Source organism: Campylobacter sp. CFSAN093229 (genome assembly GCF_011068225.1).
GTDB classification, from domain to species: Bacteria; Campylobacterota; Campylobacteria; order Campylobacterales; family Campylobacteraceae; genus Campylobacter_D; species Campylobacter_D jejuni.
Genome location: NZ_JAAMXB010000001.1, coordinates 18,636 through 37,984, shown reverse-complemented (window position 1 = coordinate 37,984; position 19,349 = coordinate 18,636). Strand labels below are relative to the sequence as shown.

At 31.2% G+C, this 19,349-nt stretch carries 22 protein-coding genes, 5 tRNA genes and 1 pseudogene; 8 read left to right on the top strand and 20 right to left on the bottom strand.

Features of this window, described 5'->3' with window-relative positions; genetic code table 11:
• Window positions 1-56 precede the first annotated feature (56 nt).
• The 15 genes and pseudogenes from rplA to nssR all read right to left on the bottom strand — a co-directional run bounded on the left by rplA (window position 57) and on the right by nssR (window position 6,860).
• Complete coding sequence (gene rplA, locus FBE93_RS00235; protein ID WP_002854928.1) at window positions 57-758, bottom strand: 50S ribosomal protein L1; 702 nt, start codon at window positions 756-758, stop codon at window positions 57-59.
• A 54-nt stretch (window positions 759-812) separates the two neighbouring features.
• Window positions 813-1,238 carry a 50S ribosomal protein L11 gene (gene rplK / locus FBE93_RS00230; protein WP_002779452.1) on the bottom strand — a complete coding sequence of 142 codons (426 nt, stop codon included), beginning with the start codon at window positions 1,236-1,238 and terminating at the stop codon, window positions 813-815.
• Between the two features lie 25 nt (window positions 1,239-1,263).
• Window positions 1,264-1,797, bottom strand: coding sequence for a transcription termination/antitermination protein NusG (gene nusG / locus FBE93_RS00225; protein WP_002851098.1), 534 nt, complete (start codon window positions 1,795-1,797; stop codon window positions 1,264-1,266).
• A gap of 9 nt (window positions 1,798-1,806) precedes the next feature.
• The gene (secE, locus tag FBE93_RS00220) at window positions 1,807-1,986 is read right to left on the bottom strand and encodes a preprotein translocase subunit SecE (protein WP_002854985.1); all 180 of its coding nucleotides are present in this window, start codon (window positions 1,984-1,986) and stop codon (window positions 1,807-1,809) included.
• Between the two features lie 18 nt (window positions 1,987-2,004).
• Window positions 2,005-2,080 (bottom strand) — tRNA-Trp (locus FBE93_RS00215).
• A 12-nt stretch (window positions 2,081-2,092) separates the two neighbouring features.
• Complete coding sequence (gene rpmG / locus FBE93_RS00210; RefSeq protein ID WP_002793551.1) at window positions 2,093-2,251, bottom strand: 50S ribosomal protein L33; 159 nt, start codon at window positions 2,249-2,251, stop codon at window positions 2,093-2,095.
• Window positions 2,252-2,303: 52 nt separating this feature from the next.
• Window positions 2,304-3,503, bottom strand: a complete 1,200-nt coding sequence (gene tuf, locus FBE93_RS00205; RefSeq protein ID WP_002855271.1) for an elongation factor Tu — start codon at window positions 3,501-3,503, stop codon at window positions 2,304-2,306.
• Window positions 3,504-3,571: 68 nt separating this feature from the next.
• Window positions 3,572-3,646: transfer RNA gene (locus FBE93_RS00200), tRNA-Thr, on the bottom strand.
• Between the two features lie 104 nt (window positions 3,647-3,750).
• A tRNA-Gly gene (locus FBE93_RS00195) sits at window positions 3,751-3,827 on the bottom strand.
• A gap of 6 nt (window positions 3,828-3,833) precedes the next feature.
• A tRNA-Tyr gene (locus FBE93_RS00190) sits at window positions 3,834-3,919 on the bottom strand.
• Window positions 3,920-3,968: 49 nt separating this feature from the next.
• Window positions 3,969-4,044 (bottom strand) — tRNA-Thr (locus FBE93_RS00185).
• Between the two features lie 91 nt (window positions 4,045-4,135).
• Window positions 4,136-4,896: pseudogene (locus FBE93_RS00180) on the bottom strand (amino acid ABC transporter ATP-binding protein).
• Between the two features lies 1 nt (window position 4,897).
• Window positions 4,898-5,554, bottom strand: a complete 657-nt coding sequence (locus FBE93_RS00175; RefSeq protein ID WP_002861208.1) for an amino acid ABC transporter permease — start codon at window positions 5,552-5,554, stop codon at window positions 4,898-4,900.
• Window positions 5,547-6,248: an amino acid ABC transporter permease gene (locus tag FBE93_RS00170; RefSeq protein WP_165434067.1), complete on the bottom strand. Its 702-nt coding sequence runs from the start codon at window positions 6,246-6,248 to the stop codon at window positions 5,547-5,549. Before FBE93_RS00170 ends, FBE93_RS00175 begins: the two co-directional genes overlap by 8 nt.
• A gap of 15 nt (window positions 6,249-6,263) precedes the next feature.
• Window positions 6,264-6,860: a nitrosative stress-sensitive transcriptional regulator NssR gene (gene nssR, locus FBE93_RS00165; RefSeq protein ID WP_002868789.1), complete on the bottom strand. Its 597-nt coding sequence runs from the start codon at window positions 6,858-6,860 to the stop codon at window positions 6,264-6,266.
• 94 nt (window positions 6,861-6,954) lie between these two features.
• Between nssR and ctb the strand changes: the two genes are divergently transcribed.
• A complete protein-coding gene (gene ctb, locus FBE93_RS00160; protein WP_002933046.1) occupies window positions 6,955-7,338 on the top strand; it encodes a truncated hemoglobin Ctb in 384 nt (127 codons plus the stop codon).
• Here ctb and recG read toward each other — a convergent pair.
• The 3 genes from recG to FBE93_RS00145 are packed head-to-tail and all read right to left on the bottom strand — an operon-like array spanning window position 7,335 to window position 11,414.
• A complete protein-coding gene (recG, locus tag FBE93_RS00155; RefSeq protein WP_002933047.1) occupies window positions 7,335-9,158 on the bottom strand; it encodes an ATP-dependent DNA helicase RecG in 1,824 nt (607 codons plus the stop codon). The two genes, ctb and recG, sit on opposite strands and share 4 nt — an antisense overlap.
• The gene (locus FBE93_RS00150; RefSeq protein WP_002933048.1) at window positions 9,148-10,368 is read right to left on the bottom strand and encodes a pitrilysin family protein; all 1,221 of its coding nucleotides are present in this window, start codon (window positions 10,366-10,368) and stop codon (window positions 9,148-9,150) included. The genes recG and FBE93_RS00150 overlap by 11 nt, the downstream gene beginning before the upstream one ends.
• Window positions 10,368-11,414, bottom strand: a complete 1,047-nt coding sequence (locus tag FBE93_RS00145) for a dehypoxanthine futalosine cyclase (protein ID WP_002933049.1) — start codon at window positions 11,412-11,414, stop codon at window positions 10,368-10,370. The genes FBE93_RS00150 and FBE93_RS00145 overlap by 1 nt, the downstream gene beginning before the upstream one ends.
• A gap of 73 nt (window positions 11,415-11,487) precedes the next feature.
• On the opposite strand from FBE93_RS00145, the gene FBE93_RS00140 reads away from it, so the two are divergent.
• A complete protein-coding gene (locus FBE93_RS00140) occupies window positions 11,488-12,675 on the top strand; it encodes an MFS transporter (protein WP_002933050.1) in 1,188 nt (395 codons plus the stop codon).
• Window positions 12,676-12,690: 15 nt separating this feature from the next.
• On the opposite strand, the gene nusA is transcribed toward FBE93_RS00140, so the two are convergent.
• Window positions 12,691-13,779 (bottom strand): transcription termination factor NusA, encoded by a 1,089-nt coding sequence (gene nusA, locus FBE93_RS00135; protein ID WP_002933053.1) that lies wholly within the window; start codon window positions 13,777-13,779, stop codon window positions 12,691-12,693.
• 126 nt (window positions 13,780-13,905) lie between these two features.
• Between nusA and FBE93_RS00130 the strand changes: the two genes are divergently transcribed.
• The 6 genes from FBE93_RS00130 to FBE93_RS00105 are packed head-to-tail and all read left to right on the top strand — an operon-like array spanning window position 13,906 to window position 18,040.
• Window positions 13,906-14,148 carry an HP0268 family nuclease gene (locus tag FBE93_RS00130; RefSeq protein WP_002851103.1) on the top strand — a complete coding sequence of 81 codons (243 nt, stop codon included), beginning with the start codon at window positions 13,906-13,908 and terminating at the stop codon, window positions 14,146-14,148.
• Complete coding sequence (miaB, locus tag FBE93_RS00125) at window positions 14,145-15,446, top strand: tRNA (N6-isopentenyl adenosine(37)-C2)-methylthiotransferase MiaB (RefSeq protein ID WP_002933058.1); 1,302 nt, start codon at window positions 14,145-14,147, stop codon at window positions 15,444-15,446. The genes FBE93_RS00130 and miaB overlap by 4 nt, the downstream gene beginning before the upstream one ends.
• Window positions 15,430-16,059: a lysophospholipid acyltransferase family protein gene (locus tag FBE93_RS00120; RefSeq protein ID WP_002891782.1), complete on the top strand. Its 630-nt coding sequence runs from the start codon at window positions 15,430-15,432 to the stop codon at window positions 16,057-16,059. Before miaB ends, FBE93_RS00120 begins: the two co-directional genes overlap by 17 nt.
• 1 nt (window position 16,060) lies before the next feature.
• A complete protein-coding gene (locus FBE93_RS00115) occupies window positions 16,061-17,008 on the top strand; it encodes a hypothetical protein (RefSeq protein ID WP_002933061.1) in 948 nt (315 codons plus the stop codon).
• Window positions 17,005-17,532 (top strand): hypothetical protein, encoded by a 528-nt coding sequence (locus FBE93_RS00110; RefSeq protein WP_002933063.1) that lies wholly within the window; start codon window positions 17,005-17,007, stop codon window positions 17,530-17,532. Before FBE93_RS00115 ends, FBE93_RS00110 begins: the two co-directional genes overlap by 4 nt.
• Window positions 17,522-18,040: a hypothetical protein gene (locus tag FBE93_RS00105; RefSeq protein ID WP_002868197.1), complete on the top strand. Its 519-nt coding sequence runs from the start codon at window positions 17,522-17,524 to the stop codon at window positions 18,038-18,040. Before FBE93_RS00110 ends, FBE93_RS00105 begins: the two co-directional genes overlap by 11 nt.
• On the opposite strand, the gene thiC is transcribed toward FBE93_RS00105, so the two are convergent.
• Complete coding sequence (thiC, locus tag FBE93_RS00100; protein ID WP_002933069.1) at window positions 18,032-19,324, bottom strand: phosphomethylpyrimidine synthase ThiC; 1,293 nt, start codon at window positions 19,322-19,324, stop codon at window positions 18,032-18,034. The genes FBE93_RS00105 and thiC overlap by 9 nt on opposite strands.
• Window positions 19,325-19,349 lie beyond the last annotated feature (25 nt).

Below are 19,349 nucleotides of genomic sequence, written 5' to 3'. Positions count from 1 at the left end.
TCAAAAATTTTTTCAAATGTTTATTTTAAAACAAAAGAGTTGCAAAAAAGCAACTCTTATTTCATATCAAGCAATTCTTGTGTTTCAAGCTTTACAGAAGGGCTCATTGTCAAAGATAAAGCCGCATTTTTAATATATCTACCTTTAGCTGCGGCAGGTTTGTGTTTGTTAATTGCCTTTACAAAAGTGCTAACATTGTCCCATAATTGTTCTTTGGAAAAACTTACTTTACCAAGACCTGCATGGATATTTCCTTGCTTATCAACACGGAAATTTACCTGACCACTTTTTGCATTATTAACTGCTTGAGCAACATCCATAGTCACTGTTCCGGTTTTAGGATTTGGCATTAAACCTTTTGGCCCTAAAATTCTACCAACTTTACCAACAAGTCCCATTAAATTTGGAGTAGCAATCAAAACATCAAAATTCATATTACCTTTTTGAATTTCTTCTACTAAATCATCGCTACCCACAATATCTGCACCAGCATTTTTCGCTTCATCAGCTTTTGCGTCTTTTGCAATTACAGCAACACGAACTTTTTTACCCGTTCCAGCAGGTAAAACAACAGATCCTCTTACCATTTGATCTGCATGTCTTGGATCAACATTAAGTTTTAAAGCAATTTCTACAGTCTCATCAAATTTAGCAGACTTTAAAGTCTTTATTGTATCAATTGCATCGCTTAAAGCATACTCTTTATTTGAATCAATTTTTTGTGATAATTCTTTTAATCTTTTTGCTATCTTAGCCATTTATTTTCTCCGCATTTTAAAGTGCTACCGCCTTTTACCTTGGCGGTGAAAGGATTAATCAACGATTTCAACACCCATAGAACGAGCTGAACCTGCAATAATTTTAGCAGCTTGATCTCTATCTTTAGTATTTAAATCTGCAATTTTCTTATCTACTATTTCTAAAACTTGAGCACGAGTTAACTTACCCACCTTATTTTTAAGTGGATTATCCGTACCTTTAGAAATTCCAGCTGCTTTTTTGATCAAATCCGTAGCTGGCGGTTGTTTTGTAATAAAAGTAAAACTTTTATCTGCATAAACAGTGATAACAACAGGGATATTAAAACCTGCCATATCTTTTGTTCTTTCATTAAAAGCCTTACAAAACTCCATAATATTAACACCTTGCTGACCCAAAGCAGGACCAACAGGTGGTGATGGGTTTGCTTTTGTGGCAGCAATTTGCAATTTAATTTCGCCTACGACTTTTTTAGCCATAACAAATCTCCTTACTTGATATAAATTAAATTATTTTCTCAACTTGAGAATATAAGATCTCCACTGGAGTTGAGCGTCCAAAAATAGAAACATTTAATTTTAATAAACCACGAACCATATCATACTCTTCTACAATTGCAGTAAAGTTTGCAAATGGCCCTTCTGTGATTCTCACATTTTCCCCTTCTTCAAAAGAAATCTTTGGTTTAGGCGCTGCACGATTGTGAACTTTTTCCAAAATCAAATTAATATCTTTTTCTGTTAAAGGGGTTGGCTTTTTGGATTCTCCAATAAAACGACCAACCTTTGGAAGAGATTGAATGCGATGCCAAAGCTCTGTATTTAAATCAAGAAGTGCAAAAACGTATCCTGAATACAAACTTCTTTCGCTAATCTTCTCCTTTCCATTCTTAAATTCAATAACATCTTCAGTTGGAACAACAATTTCTTTAAGTTGTTCTTCAATTCCGTTATCTTTTACTAAATTTTCAATGGCTCTTTTAACTGCCATTTCACTGCCAGCATAAGTTTGAATTGCATACCATTTATGAGTACTCATTTACTCTCCTTATACGATCGCAGAAACAATAGAGGACATAAGCCAATCCACTAACGCCAAAAACAAAGAAATCACCGCAACAACCACAAAAACTGTAATATAGGCATTTCTTACCTGTTCTTTTAAAGGAAAAATTACTTTCCTTAATTCGGCTTTTGATAATTTAAAATAAGTTATTAATTTTTCCATTTATTTAAACCTTAATTATGGCAGGGCAAGAGGGATTCGAACCCCCAACCATCGGATTTGGAATCCGGCGCTCTACCGTTGGAGCTATTGCCCTAAGGGCGCAAGCTTAACTTTTTAGCTTAACTTCTTTGTGAAGTGTATGTTTTTTTAATCTTGGGCAATATTTTTTTAATTCTAATTTTTCAGTAGTATTTTTACTATTTTTATAGGTGCTATAATTAATATCACCACATTCTTCACACTTTAAACCAACTTTAATTCTCATTTTAATTTTCCTTAAAAAATTAAAGCCAAGCTTTTAACTTGGCTTTATTAAATTATTTAATAATTTTAGAAACAACACCTGAACCAACAGTTTTACCACCTTCACGAATAGCAAAACGAGTTCCTTCTTCAAGTGCTACTGGAGCGATCAAGCTTACAGTAATTCTCACATTTTCACCTGGCATAACCATTTCAACACCATCAGCTAATTTAATCGAACCTGTAACATCAGTTGTTCTTACATAAAACTGTGGTCTATAGTTGTTAAAGAATGGAGTATGTCTACCACCTTCATCTTTATTTAAGATATAAACTTCAGCTTCGAAGTCAGTGTGTGGAGTAATTGATTTTGGTTTAGCAAGAACCATACCACGGATAACTTCTTCTTTTTTAGTACCACGAAGAAGAACACCTACGTTATCTCCTGCTTCGCCTTGATCCATTTCTTTTCTGAACATTTCAACACCTGTTACAGTTGTTGTTTGAGTATCTTTAATACCAACGATTTCGATAGTATCACCTACTTTTACAACACCTTTTTCAATTCTACCTGTAACAACAGTACCACGACCTGAAATTGAGAAAACGTCTTCAATTGGCATCAAGAAGTCTTTTTCAGTATCACGAGTTGGAGTTGGAATATAGCTATCAACTGCAGCCATAAGATCCATAATTTTTGCTGACCATTCACCATCTTGTCCAGCTTTAGCTTCTTCAAGAGCTTTTAAAGCAGAACCAGAAATAATAGGTGTATCATCGCCTGGGAAATCATAAGAGCTTAATAATTCTCTAATTTCCATTTCAACTAACTCTAAAAGTTCAGCATCATCAACCATATCTGCTTTATTCATAAAAACAACAATATATGGAACGCCTACTTGACGAGAAAGAAGAATATGCTCTCTAGTTTGTGGCATAGGGCCATCTGCAGCAGAAACAACCAAGATCGCTCCATCCATTTGTGCAGCACCTGTAATCATGTTTTTAACATAATCTGCGTGACCTGGGCAGTCAACGTGTGCATAGTGACGATTGTCTGTTTCATATTCAATATGAGAAGTAGCAATAGTAATACCACGCTCTTTTTCTTCTGGAGCATTATCGATATTATCATAATCTTTAAGCTCTGCTAAACCTCTTCTAGAAAGAACAGCAGAAATAGCAGCTGTTAAAGTAGTTTTACCATGGTCAACGTGACCAATAGTACCAATATTTACGTGTGGCTTATTACGTGAAAATTTTTCTTTAGCCATTTTTTTCCTCCGTATAAAAAATAAATTGAGCAAAGCAAGTCTTATATCTATATAATTTTTTCAATTCATGGAGCTCATAGCGGGAATTGAACCCGCGACCTCTCCCTTACCAAGGGAGTGCTCTACCTCTGAGCCATACGAGCGCTCAGAAAAATTATACACAATAACAGACAACAAAAACTCTTAAATGGGATATATACTGTAAGTTAAAGGTTTTAAAATACAGCTCCCAGTTCTTTTAAATTATTGGAGCGGGAAACGGGACTCGAACCCGCGACCCTCAGCTTGGAAGGCTGATGCTCTAGCCAACTGAGCTACTCCCGCAAAGCATGGTGGTGAGTCGTGGATTCGAACCACGGAAGGCAAAAGCCAGCAGATTTACAGTCTGCCCTCGTTGGCCACTTGAGTAACTCACCATAAAAATATTGCTTTTTCAATATTCTGGTCAAACACTGCTAAAATAAATGGAGCTGGTTAAGGGACTTGAACCCCCGACCTGCTGCTTACAAGGCAGCTGCTCTACCAACTGAGCTAAACCAGCAAAAATAAAAGTGAGATTATAACTCAAAAAAAAATTTTTGTCAAGACTTTTTTAGTTTTTCTATAAAATTTTAGTCTTGTAAAGTTTATTATTATAAACCAATATTATTTTTATCTATTTATGATAATCAAACAAATTTAAAAATTTCTTTGCTCTTTCGCTTTTTGGATTTTCAAAAAAACTTTTAGGATCATTTTCTTCGATGATTTTTCCTTCATCCATAAAAATGATTTTATCTGCTACAGCTTTAGCAAAACTCATTTCATGAGTAACAATAAGCATAGTCATACCCTCTTTTGCAAGATTTAACATCACTTCTAAAACTTCTCTAACAATCTCAGGATCCAGTGCTGCTGTAACCTCATCAAAAAGCATTAACTCAGGATTCATACATAAACTTCTTACTATGGCAATTCTTTGCTTTTGTCCTCCGCTAAGTTCTCTTGGATAAGTATGAATTTTATGCAAAAGCCCCACCTTTTCAAGCCAAATTTTAGCCTCTTTTAAAACCTCATCTTTCTTTCTTTTTTGCACTTTCATAGGCCCTAAAAGTATATTTTCTTCAACACTTAAATGCTCAAAAAGCTCATAAGATTGAAAAACCATACCAACTTTTTGACGCATTCTTGGCCATTCTTTAAAATCTTTATCTATTTTCTCATTATCAATATAAATATTACCACTTGCAATCTCTTCAAGCCCATTAATACAACGCAAAAGCGTAGATTTTCCGCATCCACTAGGACCTAAAATCACCACAACTTCTTTAGCCTTAACTTCTAAATTAATATCTTTTAAGGCGTGATGCAAACCATAATACTTTTGTAAATTTTCTATTTTTAGTATGCTCATTTTAGCTCCATTTTTTCTCTAATTTTCTCGAATATAAAGTGATGGGATAACAAAGTATAAAAAAGATAAAAAAAATCAAACCGTAAATAATAAAAGGTGCAAAATCATTTCTATTGTGAAATTCTATAATTTGTTGCCCTACTTTCACAAGCTCTACTGCGCCGATTAGATAAGCAAAGGTTGTACTTTTAATCATACGAGTAAGTAAATTCATGCTCATAGGAGTTAAACGACGCATAGCTTGTGGAATAATAATATAAACAAAACTTTGCACTGTATTTAAACCTAAAGATGATGCACTTTCATACTGATGTTTTGGAATACTCTGCAAGGAAACACGCACCAAATCCATCATCTCAAAACAACCCCAAATGCTAAAAACAATAATAGCTGCACTTACAGAACTCAAATCCCACCCAAACCATCTAGGAAAACCAAAATACACCACAAAAAGCCATACTAAAAGTGGCATAACACGCACAAATTCTAAACCCAAACGACAAAAAGCATAGATATAGGTATTTTTAAAACTCATTAAAATTCCTAAAAATAACCCACCTATCGAAGTAATAATAATGCTGATAAATGAAATTTCAAGAGTGACAAAAAGCCCTTGCCAGAGTCTTAAAAGCGTATCGGTATTTAAAAGTTCAAGCATGAAGTAACCTTTTTTCAAACTTTAGCAAAATAAAAGACAAAGGCAAAATAATGCATAAATATCCCATAAACAACAAAAACAATAGCTCATCTGTCTTATAGGTTAAGGAATTTAAACTCTTCATTAAATTCACCAAATCTGGCAAGGCAATAATACTAACGACTGAAGTTTCTTTGATTAAAAATATAATATTAGCACTAATACTTGGCATAGAAATAGCCAAAGCTTGCGGCAAAATCACATAACGCAAATTTCCAAATTTTGAAAAACCCAAAGAAAGTCCCGCTTCAAACTGCTGTTTTCTTATGGCTTCAAATCCCGCTCTTAAACTTTCAGCCATATAAGAACCTCCTAAAAAACTAAGTCCTACTATAGCACAAGCAAAAGAAGGCCTTAAAGTTTCTTCTACGCTTAAGCAAATCAAATCAAGCGGTGGAATTTGCTCTAAATGTATATTAAATTTAGGTAAAGCATAATATAAGAAAAAAAGTTGAATTAATAAAGGCGTATTTCTTGAAAACTCTATATAAAGCTTGCAAATATTTTCTAAAATTTTTATTTTAAAATAACTCATTAAAATACAAAACAAGCCTATTATCAAAGAAAAAATAATTCCAAAAAAGCTTAGTTTTATCGTAAGCCAAGCAGCCGTTAAAAAAGCAGAAGCTTGAGCTAATATAAAATCAAAATCCATTCTCTACCTTAAATTTTACCAAAGTTCTTTCATGATCATATCTTTATTTAAAATTTCAATTCTACCTTTTTTTGTATCAATAAGTTCTGAAATTTTAAGTTCTTTTAACACTCGAGATAAAGATTGTGCTCTAACGTTTAAATCAATTGCAATTTGTTTTTGTGAAATTGTATCTAAATTTTTTTCATTTTCCAAAAGATACTTTAATAATCTCGTCCTTAAATCTAATGCATTTTGAGATAATTTCTTTTCTAAAATTTTAATTTTATCAAAAAGTGAACTGATAAGTAAAAAATTGAATTCTTTATTTTCACTGCATAAATTTTGAAAATTAATAAAATCAATTTCCAAAATTTCTCCATCTTCCTCAAATATAGCATTAGCAGGATAATTTAATTTTTTAAAAGCAGGCATTTCTGCTATAAAATTTGGAGGATTAAAATAATGCAAAGTAATTTCTTTATCACTTGCTGTACTTTTATAAATGCGTATTTTTCCCTTGAGTAAAATAAAAAATTTTTTAGCCTCTTCGCCCTCATAAAATAAAATACTATTTTTTTGAAATTTTTTTAATTTTCCTACACTAGATAAAAGTTCTAAATAATCTTTCATTATATACATTTTCCATTCTTAACTTATGTTAAATTTAATTTATCTTATTTTTGCTATATTAACGCCATAAAATTAACATTTAAGAAAGGCTTATATGAAATTTGAAACAATTAATCAAGAAAGCATAGCAAAACTCATGGAAATATTTTATGAAAAAGTTAGAAAAGATAAGGATTTGGGCCCTATTTTTAACAATGCTATTGGAACAAGCGATGAAGAATGGAAAGAACATAAAGCAAAAATAGGAAATTTTTGGGCAGGCATGCTTTTAGGAGAAGGTGATTATAATGGGCAACCCTTAAAAAAGCATCTAGATTTACCTCCTTTTCCTCAAGAATTTTTTGAAGTTTGGCTAGGACTTTTTGAAGAAAGTTTAAATATGGTTTATAATGAAGAAATGAAAGCAGTTATTTTACAGCGTGCACAAACGATAGCTTCACATTTTCAAAATATGCTTTATAAATATGGTGGACATTAATTTGGCAATTTTTTTGCCAAATCTTTTTTTACCTTTTGTAAAATCTCCTCATCCTTAGAAAAATCAAAAAATTTAAACTCATTTCCATGTTGCATAAAACCATCGAGCAAATCTCCACTCAAACGATTTTTAAGATCAAGCTCTGCTATTTTAAACCCATCTAAAGTGCTAGCAAATTCTTTTAAACGACTCGGAATTTCTTTAAGTTTAGTATAAAGATAGCAAGTACTTTTAAGCCCTACACGACCTACACGGCCACGAAGTTGATGTAAGGTAGCAAGTCCTAAACGTTCCGCCCCCACAATCACTATCATACTCAATCTTGGCAAAGAAATACCTACTTCCACCACTGTAGTGCTTAGTAAAATATTTCCCTCATCTCTAAAACGCTCTAAAATTTCATCTTTTTGTTTATCTTTTCCATGAGTTACAAAAACTTTTTCATAATGACTCTGCCAATACCCCCTAGCCTGCTCTAAAGAAAGATAAGGAATCTTATCACTAGCACTCACTAAGGGATAAATAATGATAATTTGATGATTTTTAACAATTTCTTCCTTGATCTTCTCGCTAAGCTTAGAAAAACCTTCATTTTGTATGCAATAAGTTGTAATATCTTTTTTAAAAGGCATTTGTTTAATAAAGCTAAAATTTAAAAGTTCAGATTGTATCATGCTTAAAGTTCTTGGAATAGGCGTAGCCGAAAACTGTATAAAATGAGGGGTAAATTCTTGTTTATTTAAAGAATGAATTTTTTCACGCTGAGCTGATCCAAAACGATGTTGTTCATCTATCATTACAAGCACGGCATTATGACTTTCTAAATGAATTAAAGCGTGAGTGCCTATGATAAGATTTGCTTTTTGGATATTTTGTTCTAAATCTTTTTCTTTTTTACCCCCTTTAATAAACAAAATATTCATAAAATCAGGTAAAAATTTCTTAGCCTCTTCGTAAAGCTGATACGCTAAAATACTAGTAGGTGCCATTAAAATAGCTTGCTTAGGATAAACCATCAAAGCCGCACCGAGTAAAACCAAGGTTTTACCACACCCCACATCACCCATAATCACACGCCTTTTGGCTTCTTTTGAATGCAAATCTTTTTCTATGTCTTTTAAGGCGTTAAGCTGATCTTTAGTAAGAGAAAAAGGCAAATCTTTAAGCCAATTAGCTATATTAAAAACATTGATTTGATGAGCTTTAAAATGCGTTTGTTTAGCTTTTAAACGCTTTAAAAAATTATATATTTCTATATATTTTAAATCTTTGCTAAAATTTTGCAAATTTTCAAACATAAAAAAACTTTTTTCATCATAAACATGCAAATTTAAAAGAAAATGTATATATTTATCCTCTATGCCACTTTCTTTTAAATTTTCATAATTAAGATATTTATGTATAAAAGCAGCAATTTTTGTATCTTTTAAACCTAAAATTTGATACTTTGGACTAAAACCCTCAAAAGAAGTTAAAATTTTAGGATTGTTAAATTGCCAAGTGTGATTAAAACGCGAGAGTTTAGCATTAAAAATAAGCTCTTTTCCTACCTTACAAATCCCAAAATGCCAAGCTCTAGGATGAAAAAATACAAAAGAAATATTTTCTTGCCATTCTTCACAAAAACCTAAACCAAAAAGTTGATTTTTTCTTGAACTAACGCTTTTTATAGTGATTTTTTGGGTGCACATTTCATTTTCTTTAGGATTTTTACTTGGATTTAAATTTTCAATTTTTTTAGGTAAAAGAAGCGCTAAATCAATAGCACTTCTAATTTTTAATTTTTTAAAAAATTCAAAATCACTTTCTTTAATTTTCATTTTGTATGCTTGCAAAACTTATATTTAAAAGCTCTTGATGTTTTTTAATATAAGCATTTATGGTTTCAAGTTTAACCTTTTCCATAAGTTTTAACTCTTCTTTATAATATCCCAAATTTAAACCTTGATAAAATTCGTTAAAAGACATAGATAAACGCTTGCTTAAGCTTTCATAACGCAAAGGAGTTGATCCTATGAGAAAATTTTTAGCTTGATCAAGTTCATTTTGAGTCATGCCATTTTTTATAAAATCTTCAAAAAGCTCTTTTACGATTTTTTTAGCTTCTTTAGCGCTTTCATTTTTAGTTTGTAAATATCCAAAAACTCTAGAAAAAGACATATTCATATCAAGCATAGCATAAGCTGAGTATGCAAGACCTCTTTTAACGCGAATTTCTTCCATAATCCTTGAACCAAATCCTCCTTGCCCTAGAACAAATAAAGCAATTTTTGCAAGATATAAATCCTTATCTTTAAAATCAGCAAAAAAAGGCGTAGCAAAATAAATATAAGCTTGTTCGCTTTCTGGGCGTAGCAAAATTTCATCTTTGATGTTTTTGCTTAACTCATATTTTTTTGGAGTATTTTTCTTACCTATTTGAAGTTTTGATAAGAGTTTTAAAAGATCTTCCTTAACTTGTTTTTCTTCTAAATCTCCTCCTAAAATCACAACCAAATCACTAAGATGGATAAAATTTTTATAAAAATTTTGCAAATCTTTTAAAGACAAAGTTTCTATACTTTTTTCATCTCCATCATTTGGACTTTGAAATTCTTTACATTTAAAAATTTGAGCATTGAGTAAATTTTTTGCTAAATAATCAAAATCACTATTTTTACTCGCAAGCTCACCCAAGGCATTGATTTTTAATTTTTGCAAAATTTTTTCTTCCATTCTTGGTTTTAAAAGCAATTTTTCTAAACTCTTTAAAGCAAAATCAAAATTTTCTTTCAAGCAAGAAAGATTGATTTCCAAGCTTTCAAAACCACTACTTGCCTCTAAATTTATCGCTCTAAATTCTAAATCCTTAAAAAATTTATCATCCACGCCTTCATTTAAAATACGTGAAAACATCTTAGCTAAGCCTGCTATTTCATCATAACTTCTAGCGCAATTTCTAAAAACAAGCTTTAAAACAACAATAGGAAAATCAGAATTTTTTTCAAAAATAAAAGGGATTTTAACACCCCTACTCTCTAAATACTGCATCAAAATCTCTCCAAAATTTCATAAGCGGTATTGCGTTTAGCTGGATTTTCGCCTAAACTTCTAATCAGTCTTATCATCTCATCTTGATTCATTCTATAACTTGCTCCTGCAGCACTTACTACATTTTCTTCCATCATAGTTGAACCTAAATCATTAGCCCCAAATTTTAAAGCAAGCTGGCCTATAAGTGAGCCTTGAGTTACCCAAGAACTTTGTAAATTTTTAAAATTATCTAAATAAAGTCTTGCTAAAGCTAAAAGTCTTAAATACTTGTTAGAACTTTGCTTCATAATCTCTGGATGTTTTTGGATTAAAGCAGTATTATCACTTTGAAAACTCCATAAAATAAAAGCTCTAAAGCCATCTGTTTCATCTTGTAATTTTCTTAAATGCTCAAAATGATCGATGATTTCTTCATCATTTTCAACCGTTCCAAACATCATGGTAGCTGTACTTTTCATACCGATTTTATGAGCTTGGTAATGTACTTCTAACCAAGTAGCTGTATCACATTTATTGGGTGCAATGATATCACGCACCCTATCACTTAGCACCTCAGCACCTGCTCCTGGTATAGAAAATAAACCTTTAGCTTGTAGTCTTTGAAGTACTTCAGCAATTGAAATTTTAGATGCTTTTGCAATATAAGCGATCTCAACTGCTGAAAAACCATGCACAGTAATATTTGGATAATGCTCTTTTATCCAAGAAACTAATTCTTCATACCATTCTATTTTTAATTTTGGGTGCACCCCACCTTGAAAAAGGATTTGTGTACCCCCGATAGCCTCAAGCTCCTCTATCTTCTTGCCTATCTCTTCAAAGCTTAAAATATAAGCATCATCTTCTTTATGATGGCGATAAAAAGCACAAAAAGAACAATCAATACAACAAACATTGGTATAATTAATATTTCTATCTACAACAAAAGTGGTAATTTTTTCAGGATGAAGTTCTAATTTTCTTTCATAAGCCATTTCTCCAAGTTCCGTTAAACTCGCATGGTGTAATAAATCTAAAGCTTCTTTTTTATCCAGTCTTTTCAAAATTTTTCCTTGTTTTTTACATAATTAAAATAATTATAGCATTTAAAATATAAATTATGCTATAGTTTCGCTTATGAATTACATCGATCTATTAAAAAATAACAAAAATATCAGAATATTAGCTTCGGTTCAGTTTATAGTATATTTTGGAGCATGGTTTTCTCAAACGGGAGTTTTTACCCTTTTAGTCGAGCTTAATGCTCCTACTTGGGCAACAGCTACAAGTGCTATGCTTGCTTTTTTACCTGGAGTTTTGCTTGCCCCTATTAATGGGGTTATAGTAGAGAAAAATAAACCTAAAAAACTTTTACTCAGTATGATTAGCATAGAATTAATTTCCATTTTTTGTCTTATTTTTGTCACAAGCCTTAGTATGCTTTGGCTTTTGTTTATTTTAATTTTCATAAGACTTTGTGTTGCTTCGATTTATTTTCAAGCTGAAATGAGTTTATTGGCCAAAATTTTAACCCCTCAAGAACTTAAACTCGCTAATGAAATGCACAGTGTCATTTGGGCGATTTCTTATACAGCAGGTATGGCAAGTGCGGGAATTTTTATTTATTTTCTAGGAGTTAAAACTGCTTTTTTATTTGACTGTATGCTTATACTCATAGGCATTTCTTTTTTAGTAAGATTAAGCATTCCTGATTTTCATCAAAAAACACAAAGTCGCTTTTTTACCATGATAAAAGAAGGATTTTTCTATGTTTTAAACAATAAGATAATTTTTCACCTTATCTTGCTTCACGCTTTTATAGGTTTAACTGCTTATGAAACCTTAGTTACTCTTTTAGCACAACATCAATATAAAGAAGTTTTATCTGCTGCTTTAGTAATAGGGTTTTTAAATGCGGTACGTGCTTGTTCTTTGGCTATAGGACCTATGGTTTTAAGCAAATTTATTAATGATAAAAATTTATTTTACATGTATCTTGGTCAAGGTTTTGGTATTATACTTTGGGCTTTAACTCAATTTAATTTTTATATTTCTTTTTTAGGTTTAATTGGTGCAGGTTTTTTTACCTCAGCACTTTGGGCTTATACCTACACTATGATACAAAAAAATGCCGACAAAGAATATCATGGTAGGGTGATCGCTTATACAGATATGATTTATCTTAGTTTTAGTGCTATTATTTCAATGCTTATGGGCTTTTTATTTGAAATAGGCTTGAGTTTAGAACTGATTACAGGTTTGTTGGGTACGATTTTTATCTTTGCGGCATTTTATTGGAAGTGGTTTTATAAAAAATATTTGTGAAAATTCACAAATATTTTAAATTTTAAATAAATCTTGAAGATTTTTCATTGCTTCTTCACTGCTGATAGCATTATTTAGCTGCGATGAGCTTAATTCATTGAGCTCTATTTCATAACCACTTAACATAGAAGCAAGGCGAATATTAATACCATTTTTTCCTATAGCTTTGCTTTTTTGTTCGCTATTTAAACTTACAATAGCTTTTTTATCTTCAATTTTTACAGAATTTACAATAGCAGGAGCCAAGGCACGAGAAATTAAAATTTCACTCTCATTTGTAAATTCTATACAATCAATATTTTCATTATGAAGCTCTTTGCTTACTGCATTAATTCTTACCCCTTTAACACCTACTGTAGCACCTACAGGATCGATATTTGCTCCATTAGCCTGAAGAATGATTTTTGCTCTTTCACCTGGAATTCTAGCACATCCTATAATATTAACATAACCATCTTTGATTTCTGGAACCTCAGCTTCAAGTAAACATTCTAAAAATTTAGGACTCGTACGACTAAGCTCGATTTTAATACCCTTATCTGTATAAACACGGCGTATCACAGCTTTTACCACATCCCCTATTTTAAACTTTTCCCCTTTAATGCGATTTTTTCTCGGTAAAAAAGCTCTTAATTCATCTATTTCAATAAAAGTATTTTCTTCATTATCCATTCTAACAACTGTACCAAAAACCATTTGCCCTACTTTGTTTTTATATTTTTCAAAAATAGTTTGTTCTAATAATTTTTGTATATGATATTCAAGCTCTTTATGCAAGGTATTTACCGCGGTTCTTCCTAAATTTTCCAAAGAACATTCATAGGTTAATTCATCTCCTATTTCAACATCCAAAGCTTCTGATTTTGCCTTACTTAACGCGATAAAACTCTCACTTTTATTTTGCAACCTCTCGTCATTATCTGCTACTATGGTAATTTTTTGATAAAGATTTAAATTTTTAGGATCCACAAAAAACTCATATTCTTGTCCATAAATTCTTTTTGCAGTATTGATTAAAGCGGTAGCTACCTTTTCTCTTACATTCTCTAAGTTTAAATTTTTTTCATTAGCAATAGATTCGATAATATCTGCTATCTTTTCCATATTTTATAAAACCTTTTTTGTGGGAAATTTAAAAATGTAGATAAAAATTATATCCTTAATAAGTTTAATTAAAAGTAAAATTTGCTAAAATTATAGATTAAAATGAAAATTCTTAAGGATTTAGCTATGGAATTAAAATTGGCAAGAACTTTGATTAATGAAAAACCTAAAAATATTAGCCTAGAAAAAATCGAAGAGGCTATAGAAAAAGAAGGGCAAAAGTTTTTTTATTTTGATAAAGATAATACACACAAACAACTTATTGCCCTTGTAAATCATTTTGAAAAAAAAGGAGTAAGCATTTATCATAGAACCGTAAAATACGGACTTGATGATAATGATTTTATGTATGAGGTACATATTCTTTGAGTGCTAAAAAACTTTTTATCCAAACTTTAGGTTGTGCAATGAATGTCAGAGATTCTGAGCATATGATCGCAGAATTAACACAAAAAGAAAATTACGCACTAACAGAAGATATCAAAGAAGCAGATCTTATTCTTATCAATACCTGTTCAGTGCGTGAAAAACCTGTGCATAAACTTTTCTCAGAAGTGGGTGGCTTTGAAAAAGTTAAAAAAGAAGGTGCTAAAATAGGAGTTTGTGGATGTACTGCATCACATTTGGGAAATGAAATTTTCAAACGTGCTCCTTATGTGGATTTTGTTCTAGGGGCAAGAAATATTTCCAGAATCACTCAAGCTATAAAAACTCCAAAATTTATGGGCGTGGACATAGACTATGATGAAAGTGAATTTGCTTTTGCAGATTTTAGAAATAGTATTTATAAATCCTATATTAATATCTCCATAGGTTGCGACAAACACTGCACTTACTGTATAGTGCCACACACAAGAGGAGATGAAATTTCCATACCTTTTAACATTATCTACAAAGAAGCTCAAAAAGCTGTTGAAAAAGGCGCTAAAGAGATTTTCTTACTAGGACAAAATGTTAATAACTACGGCAAAAGATTTAGAAACGAACATAAAAAAATGGACTTTTCAGATCTTTTAGAAAAACTTAGCACCATAGAAGGTTTAGAACGCATTCGCTTTACAAGTCCACATCCTTTGCATATGGATGATAAATTTTTAGAAGTTTTTGCCAATAATCCAAAAGTTTGCAAATCCATGCACATGCCTTTACAAAGCGGCTCAAGTGAAATTTTAAAAGCTATGAAGCGTGGCTATACTAAAGAATGGTATTTAAATAGAGCTTTAAAACTTAGAGAGCTTTGTCCAAATGTTAGCATTTCTACAGACATTATTGTAGCTTTTCCAGGGGAAAGTGAAAAAGATTTTGAAGAAACTATGGATGTTTTGGAAAAAGTGCGTTTTGAACAAATTTTTTCTTTTAAATACTCCAAACGCCCTTTAACAAAAGCCGCAACCATGCCTAATCAAATCGATGAAGAAACAGCTTCAAGAAGACTTAGCACCTTACAAAATCGTCATAGTGAAATTTTAGATGAAATTGTAAAAAAACAAGAAAATAAAACTTTTAAAGTTTTATTTGAAGAATTAAGAGCAGGCAATAGCATTGCTGGAAGAACAGATAATAATTTTTTAGTTCAAGTTGAAGGTAGCGAAGAACTTTTAGGGCAATTTAAAGAAGTAAAAATCACTAATGCAAAGCGTATGGTTTTATATGGGGAAATCGTTTAAAATCCATTGCTTAACATATATAATTTTCATCTTGCAATGGCTTATTTTTTTAAGCTGTAAAAAGCACTATAAAGGTGAAAAAGTTGACCGTAAAGCTAGTGTGATACTTTTTTGGCATGGAAAATTAGCACTCATGCCTTTTGCGTTTAGACATTATAGACAAAAAAATAAAAAAGCCTATGTCATGATCTCCCACCATAAAGATGGAGAACAAATTGCAAAAATCATCAAGCTTTTCGGTCTTGATACTGTAAGAGGAAGCACTTCAAGGGGTGCTAGCAGTGCACTTAGAGCTGCATTTAAAGTTTTAGAACAAAATGACGATATAGTTATCACGCCTGATGGTCCACGTGGGCCTTATCATAGTATTTCAGATGGTTCTATCATTTTGGCTCAAAAAAAAGAACTAAAGATAAGAATTTTAAACTATGAAGCAAATCGTTTTTGGGAATTTAAAAGTTGGGATAAGATGATCTTGCCAAAACCTTTTAGTAAGATTACTTATAGTCTAAGTGAACCTTTGGATATTTTATCTTTAGATAAAGAAAAAGCTAAAGAATTTCTAATGGAACAATTTGATAAAATTAGCTTAGCTGATCAATTTAAGGAATGAAATGTTATTTTTACTTAAAAAAATATTTCCACAACTTTTTATTAGTATTATTTTAGAAGATAAAAAAAATATTGTAAAAGCTTCTATTTACAGAGGAAATAAACTAATCAGTAGCAATGAAAAAACTTTTGATAAAAGTGAAAATTTATTAGAATACATAAAAAATTTAAGCAAGCATTTCTTATTTTACCACACTGCTTTATTTTTAGACGCCAAAGAACAAGGATTAATACCTAGTACAAATATTCAAGATTGTGAGCACTTTAATATAGGAAAAATCAGCTTACAGCATATTTTATTTAATAATGCCCTTGTTTATACGGCTACCGAACATGTGGAATATTATAGCGAGCTTTTTGAAGAATATAGAGGTTTAGATTTTTTATATTCCCCTTTTGCCCTTCTTTACTACAATATACAAAAAGAAAAACAGCCTGATGATCAAATTTTACTTTATGGATTTAAACAAGGACATCTTTTGGCAATTATTGTTGCTAAAGGCAATACTATTTTATACGGTGATTTTAAAATATTTGAGCAAGAATTAGGTTTAGAGCTTGAACTTCCATCAGAAGATAATCAAGAAATTGAAAACAACAACGATACCTTAGATAACTTCAATGAAGCCTTAAATAATAAATTTGATCTACTTGATCAAGAAAATAATCTTGAAACTTTGGATAATAATGATAATTTTAATCTTGATGAATTAAATCAATTTAGCAATGATATGGAACTTTGCCGTTATATTATTACGAGCATTGAAAAATTTTACAATGATGATAAATATGCTGGGGTATTTATCAATGGTATTTTATTATATAGCGAATCAGATATTAACATAAGTGCTATTGATTTTTTAGAAAGTGAAACTTTTTTAGAGATAAAAACGAAACAAATCAACACCTTAGATCTTATGATAGAGTTGATGCGAAAGGAGCTTAAATGACTTATAGCTTCATACAACCAAGAAAAAAACCTATTTTCACACTCTTTGATAAAATTTGGCTAGGACTTTTTGGTTTTAGTATATTATTTATCTTGCTAGTATATTTTACATATACAATAAAAATTGCATTAATCAATAGCTCTATCGATGATGAAAAACAACAAGTTATAGTACTTCAAAATCAAACTAAGCAAAATGAAATGCTTTATGAAATTTTATTTGATCAAAGCCAAATAGCGAAAAATTTTAACACTCAAAATCAAATTGTTAAAGAAAGCTTAAGAAATCTATTTGATATTATTGTAAAAACTGATAATATTACTCTTGAAAGTGTTGAACAAGACGAATATTCCTTAAAACTTATCGGAGTCACTCCTACAAGAGAAATGTTTACTCTACTTTTAGAAACCCCTTTAAAAAGCATCTTTGATCAAAGCTATACAACCTATTATCGCTTAGATAATGGGTGGTATCGTTTTGTTAGTATTAGTAAACAAATTCCAGGAGTTGTAGATGAAAGATAAAAGTCTAGAAGAAATTGATTTATTAAAGCTTATCATTTGCGCGTTAAGTTTTATAAGCGTTTGCACAGCCTTGATCTTATTTTTACTTTTACCGACATTAAAAAATTACAAACAAGCAAATCTTAGAGAAAACTCACAACTTGCTATCTTAAAAGCCGCTAAATCAAAATTTGACTTTAGTGAAGATAAAATATCAACTCTAAGAAGCGAAAACAACAAAAGTTTAGAGCAATTTGAGCAAAATTTTAATATAGGAAATTTTGATATTTTTTTACAAAAATATTTTCAAAACGTAAAAATTCAAGAAACTAAGCCCGAAAAACAAGAAAAATATCTAAAAAACCGCTTAGCCATTAAAGCGACAATGAACAATCCTAGAAGACTTTATGATTTTATTGATGCTCTAAAAAACTATAACAACTTAATCAAGCTTGATTATCCACTTAATCTTAAAGCAGGAGAGCAAGGTATCTCTATAGATCTTACTCTCAAAGTTTATTCAAGCTAAACTCACATCTTCGCCTTTTAAAATTTGATTCATAGTATTCATTGCACACATTTTTCCACACATGGAACATGAGTTTAAATCATCAGGGCGACGCTCATTAAACATTTTTTTAGCCTTTTCTCCATCAATAGCAAGTTTAAACATTTTCTCCCAATCTATCTCTTGTCTAGCCTTACTCATCTCATCATCTCTTGATCTTTCTTTTGGAAGTTTAGCTATATCTCCTGCATGAGCTGCAATTTTAGTCGCAACTATACCCTCTCTAACATCTTCTAAATTTGGAAGTCTTAAGTGTTCAGCAGGTGTTACATAGCACAGCATATCAGCACCGCTAGCTGCAGCCACAGCTCCTCCAATAGCACCACTAATATGATCATACCCTGCGCCAATATCTGTTACCAAAGGTCCTAAGACATAAAAAGGCGCTCCTTTGCATAAACGCTTTTCTAATTGCATATTTGCCTCTATTTCATTAATAGCCATATGCCCTGGACCTTCTATCATTACTTGAACCCCGACATCCCAAGCCCTTTGGGTAAGAAGCGATAATTCTATAAGCTCTGAAATTTGCGCCCCATCACTTGCATCGTGAGTAGAGCCAGGACGCAAAGCATCGCCCAAAGATAAAGTTACATCGTATTTTAAACAAATGTCAAGCAAATCATCATAATACTCAAAAAAAGGATTTTCGGCATCTTTCATCATCATCCAAGCATAAAGCACAGAGCCTCCTCTTGAAACTATATTTGTAAGTCTTTTACTTTGTTTAAAAATATGCGCTGCGCGAGAATTAATACCTGCATGAATTGTCATAAAATCAACCCCACTTTTAGCATGATGATATACAACATCTAAAAAGTCTTTAGCGCCAATTTGTTTTAAATCTTTTTCTAAAAATCCTACTGCATCATATACAGGAACTGTTCCTATCATAGCTTTTGAAACATTAACAAGCTCGTCTCTAAAACGACTTGTTTTGCCATAATTGCTTAAGTCCATAATCGCTTCTATATCAAATTTATGAGCGAGCTCTACTTTTTTCATTTCCTCGCTATAATCAACGCAATCATTTGAAACTCCTAAATTTACATTAACCTTAGTACGCAGTCCAAAACCTATACCATTTGGATCAAGACTTTTATGATTAATATTTGCAGGGATAATAATTTTACCGCAAGCAATATTTTCAAGCAAAAAATCTTTACTTAAATTTTCTTTTTGTGCAACAATCTGCATTTCTTTAGTAAAAACACCTTGTTTGGCATAATTCATTTGAGTTTTCATAAATTTATCCTTTAAAAAATTTGGA

Coding starts and splice junctions, on each gene's coding strand:
- rplA (WP_002854928.1), bottom strand. CDS start 758: ATGGCTAAGATAGCAAAAAGATTAAAAGAATTATCACAAAAAATTGAT.
- rplK (WP_002779452.1), bottom strand. CDS start 1,238: ATGGCTAAAAAAGTCGTAGGCGAAATTAAATTGCAAATTGCTGCCACA.
- nusG (WP_002851098.1), bottom strand. CDS start 1,797: ATGAGTACTCATAAATGGTATGCAATTCAAACTTATGCTGGCAGTGAA.
- secE (WP_002854985.1), bottom strand. CDS start 1,986: ATGGAAAAATTAATAACTTATTTTAAATTATCAAAAGCCGAATTAAGG.
- rpmG (WP_002793551.1), bottom strand. CDS start 2,251: ATGAGAATTAAAGTTGGTTTAAAGTGTGAAGAATGTGGTGATATTAAT.
- tuf (WP_002855271.1), bottom strand. CDS start 3,503: ATGGCTAAAGAAAAATTTTCACGTAATAAGCCACACGTAAATATTGGT.
- FBE93_RS00175 (WP_002861208.1), bottom strand. CDS start 5,554: ATGCTTGAACTTTTAAATACCGATACGCTTTTAAGACTCTGGCAAGGG.
- FBE93_RS00170 (WP_165434067.1), bottom strand. CDS start 6,248: ATGGATTTTGATTTTATATTAGCTCAAGCTTCTGCTTTTTTAACGGCT.
- nssR (WP_002868789.1), bottom strand. CDS start 6,860: ATGAAAGATTATTTAGAACTTTTATCTAGTGTAGGAAAATTAAAAAAA.
- ctb (WP_002933046.1), top strand. CDS start 6,955: ATGAAATTTGAAACAATTAATCAAGAAAGCATAGCAAAACTCATGGAA.
- recG (WP_002933047.1), bottom strand. CDS start 9,158: ATGAAAATTAAAGAAAGTGATTTTGAATTTTTTAAAAAATTAAAAATT.
- FBE93_RS00150 (WP_002933048.1), bottom strand. CDS start 10,368: ATGCAGTATTTAGAGAGTAGGGGTGTTAAAATCCCTTTTATTTTTGAA.
- FBE93_RS00140 (WP_002933050.1), top strand. CDS start 11,488: ATGAATTACATCGATCTATTAAAAAATAACAAAAATATCAGAATATTA.
- nusA (WP_002933053.1), bottom strand. CDS start 13,779: ATGGAAAAGATAGCAGATATTATCGAATCTATTGCTAATGAAAAAAAT.
- FBE93_RS00130 (WP_002851103.1), top strand. CDS start 13,906: ATGGAATTAAAATTGGCAAGAACTTTGATTAATGAAAAACCTAAAAAT.
- FBE93_RS00120 (WP_002891782.1), top strand. CDS start 15,430: ATGGGGAAATCGTTTAAAATCCATTGCTTAACATATATAATTTTCATC.
- FBE93_RS00115 (WP_002933061.1), top strand. CDS start 16,061: ATGTTATTTTTACTTAAAAAAATATTTCCACAACTTTTTATTAGTATT.
- FBE93_RS00110 (WP_002933063.1), top strand. CDS start 17,005: ATGACTTATAGCTTCATACAACCAAGAAAAAAACCTATTTTCACACTC.
- FBE93_RS00105 (WP_002868197.1), top strand. CDS start 17,522: ATGAAAGATAAAAGTCTAGAAGAAATTGATTTATTAAAGCTTATCATT.
- thiC (WP_002933069.1), bottom strand. CDS start 19,324: ATGAAAACTCAAATGAATTATGCCAAACAAGGTGTTTTTACTAAAGAA.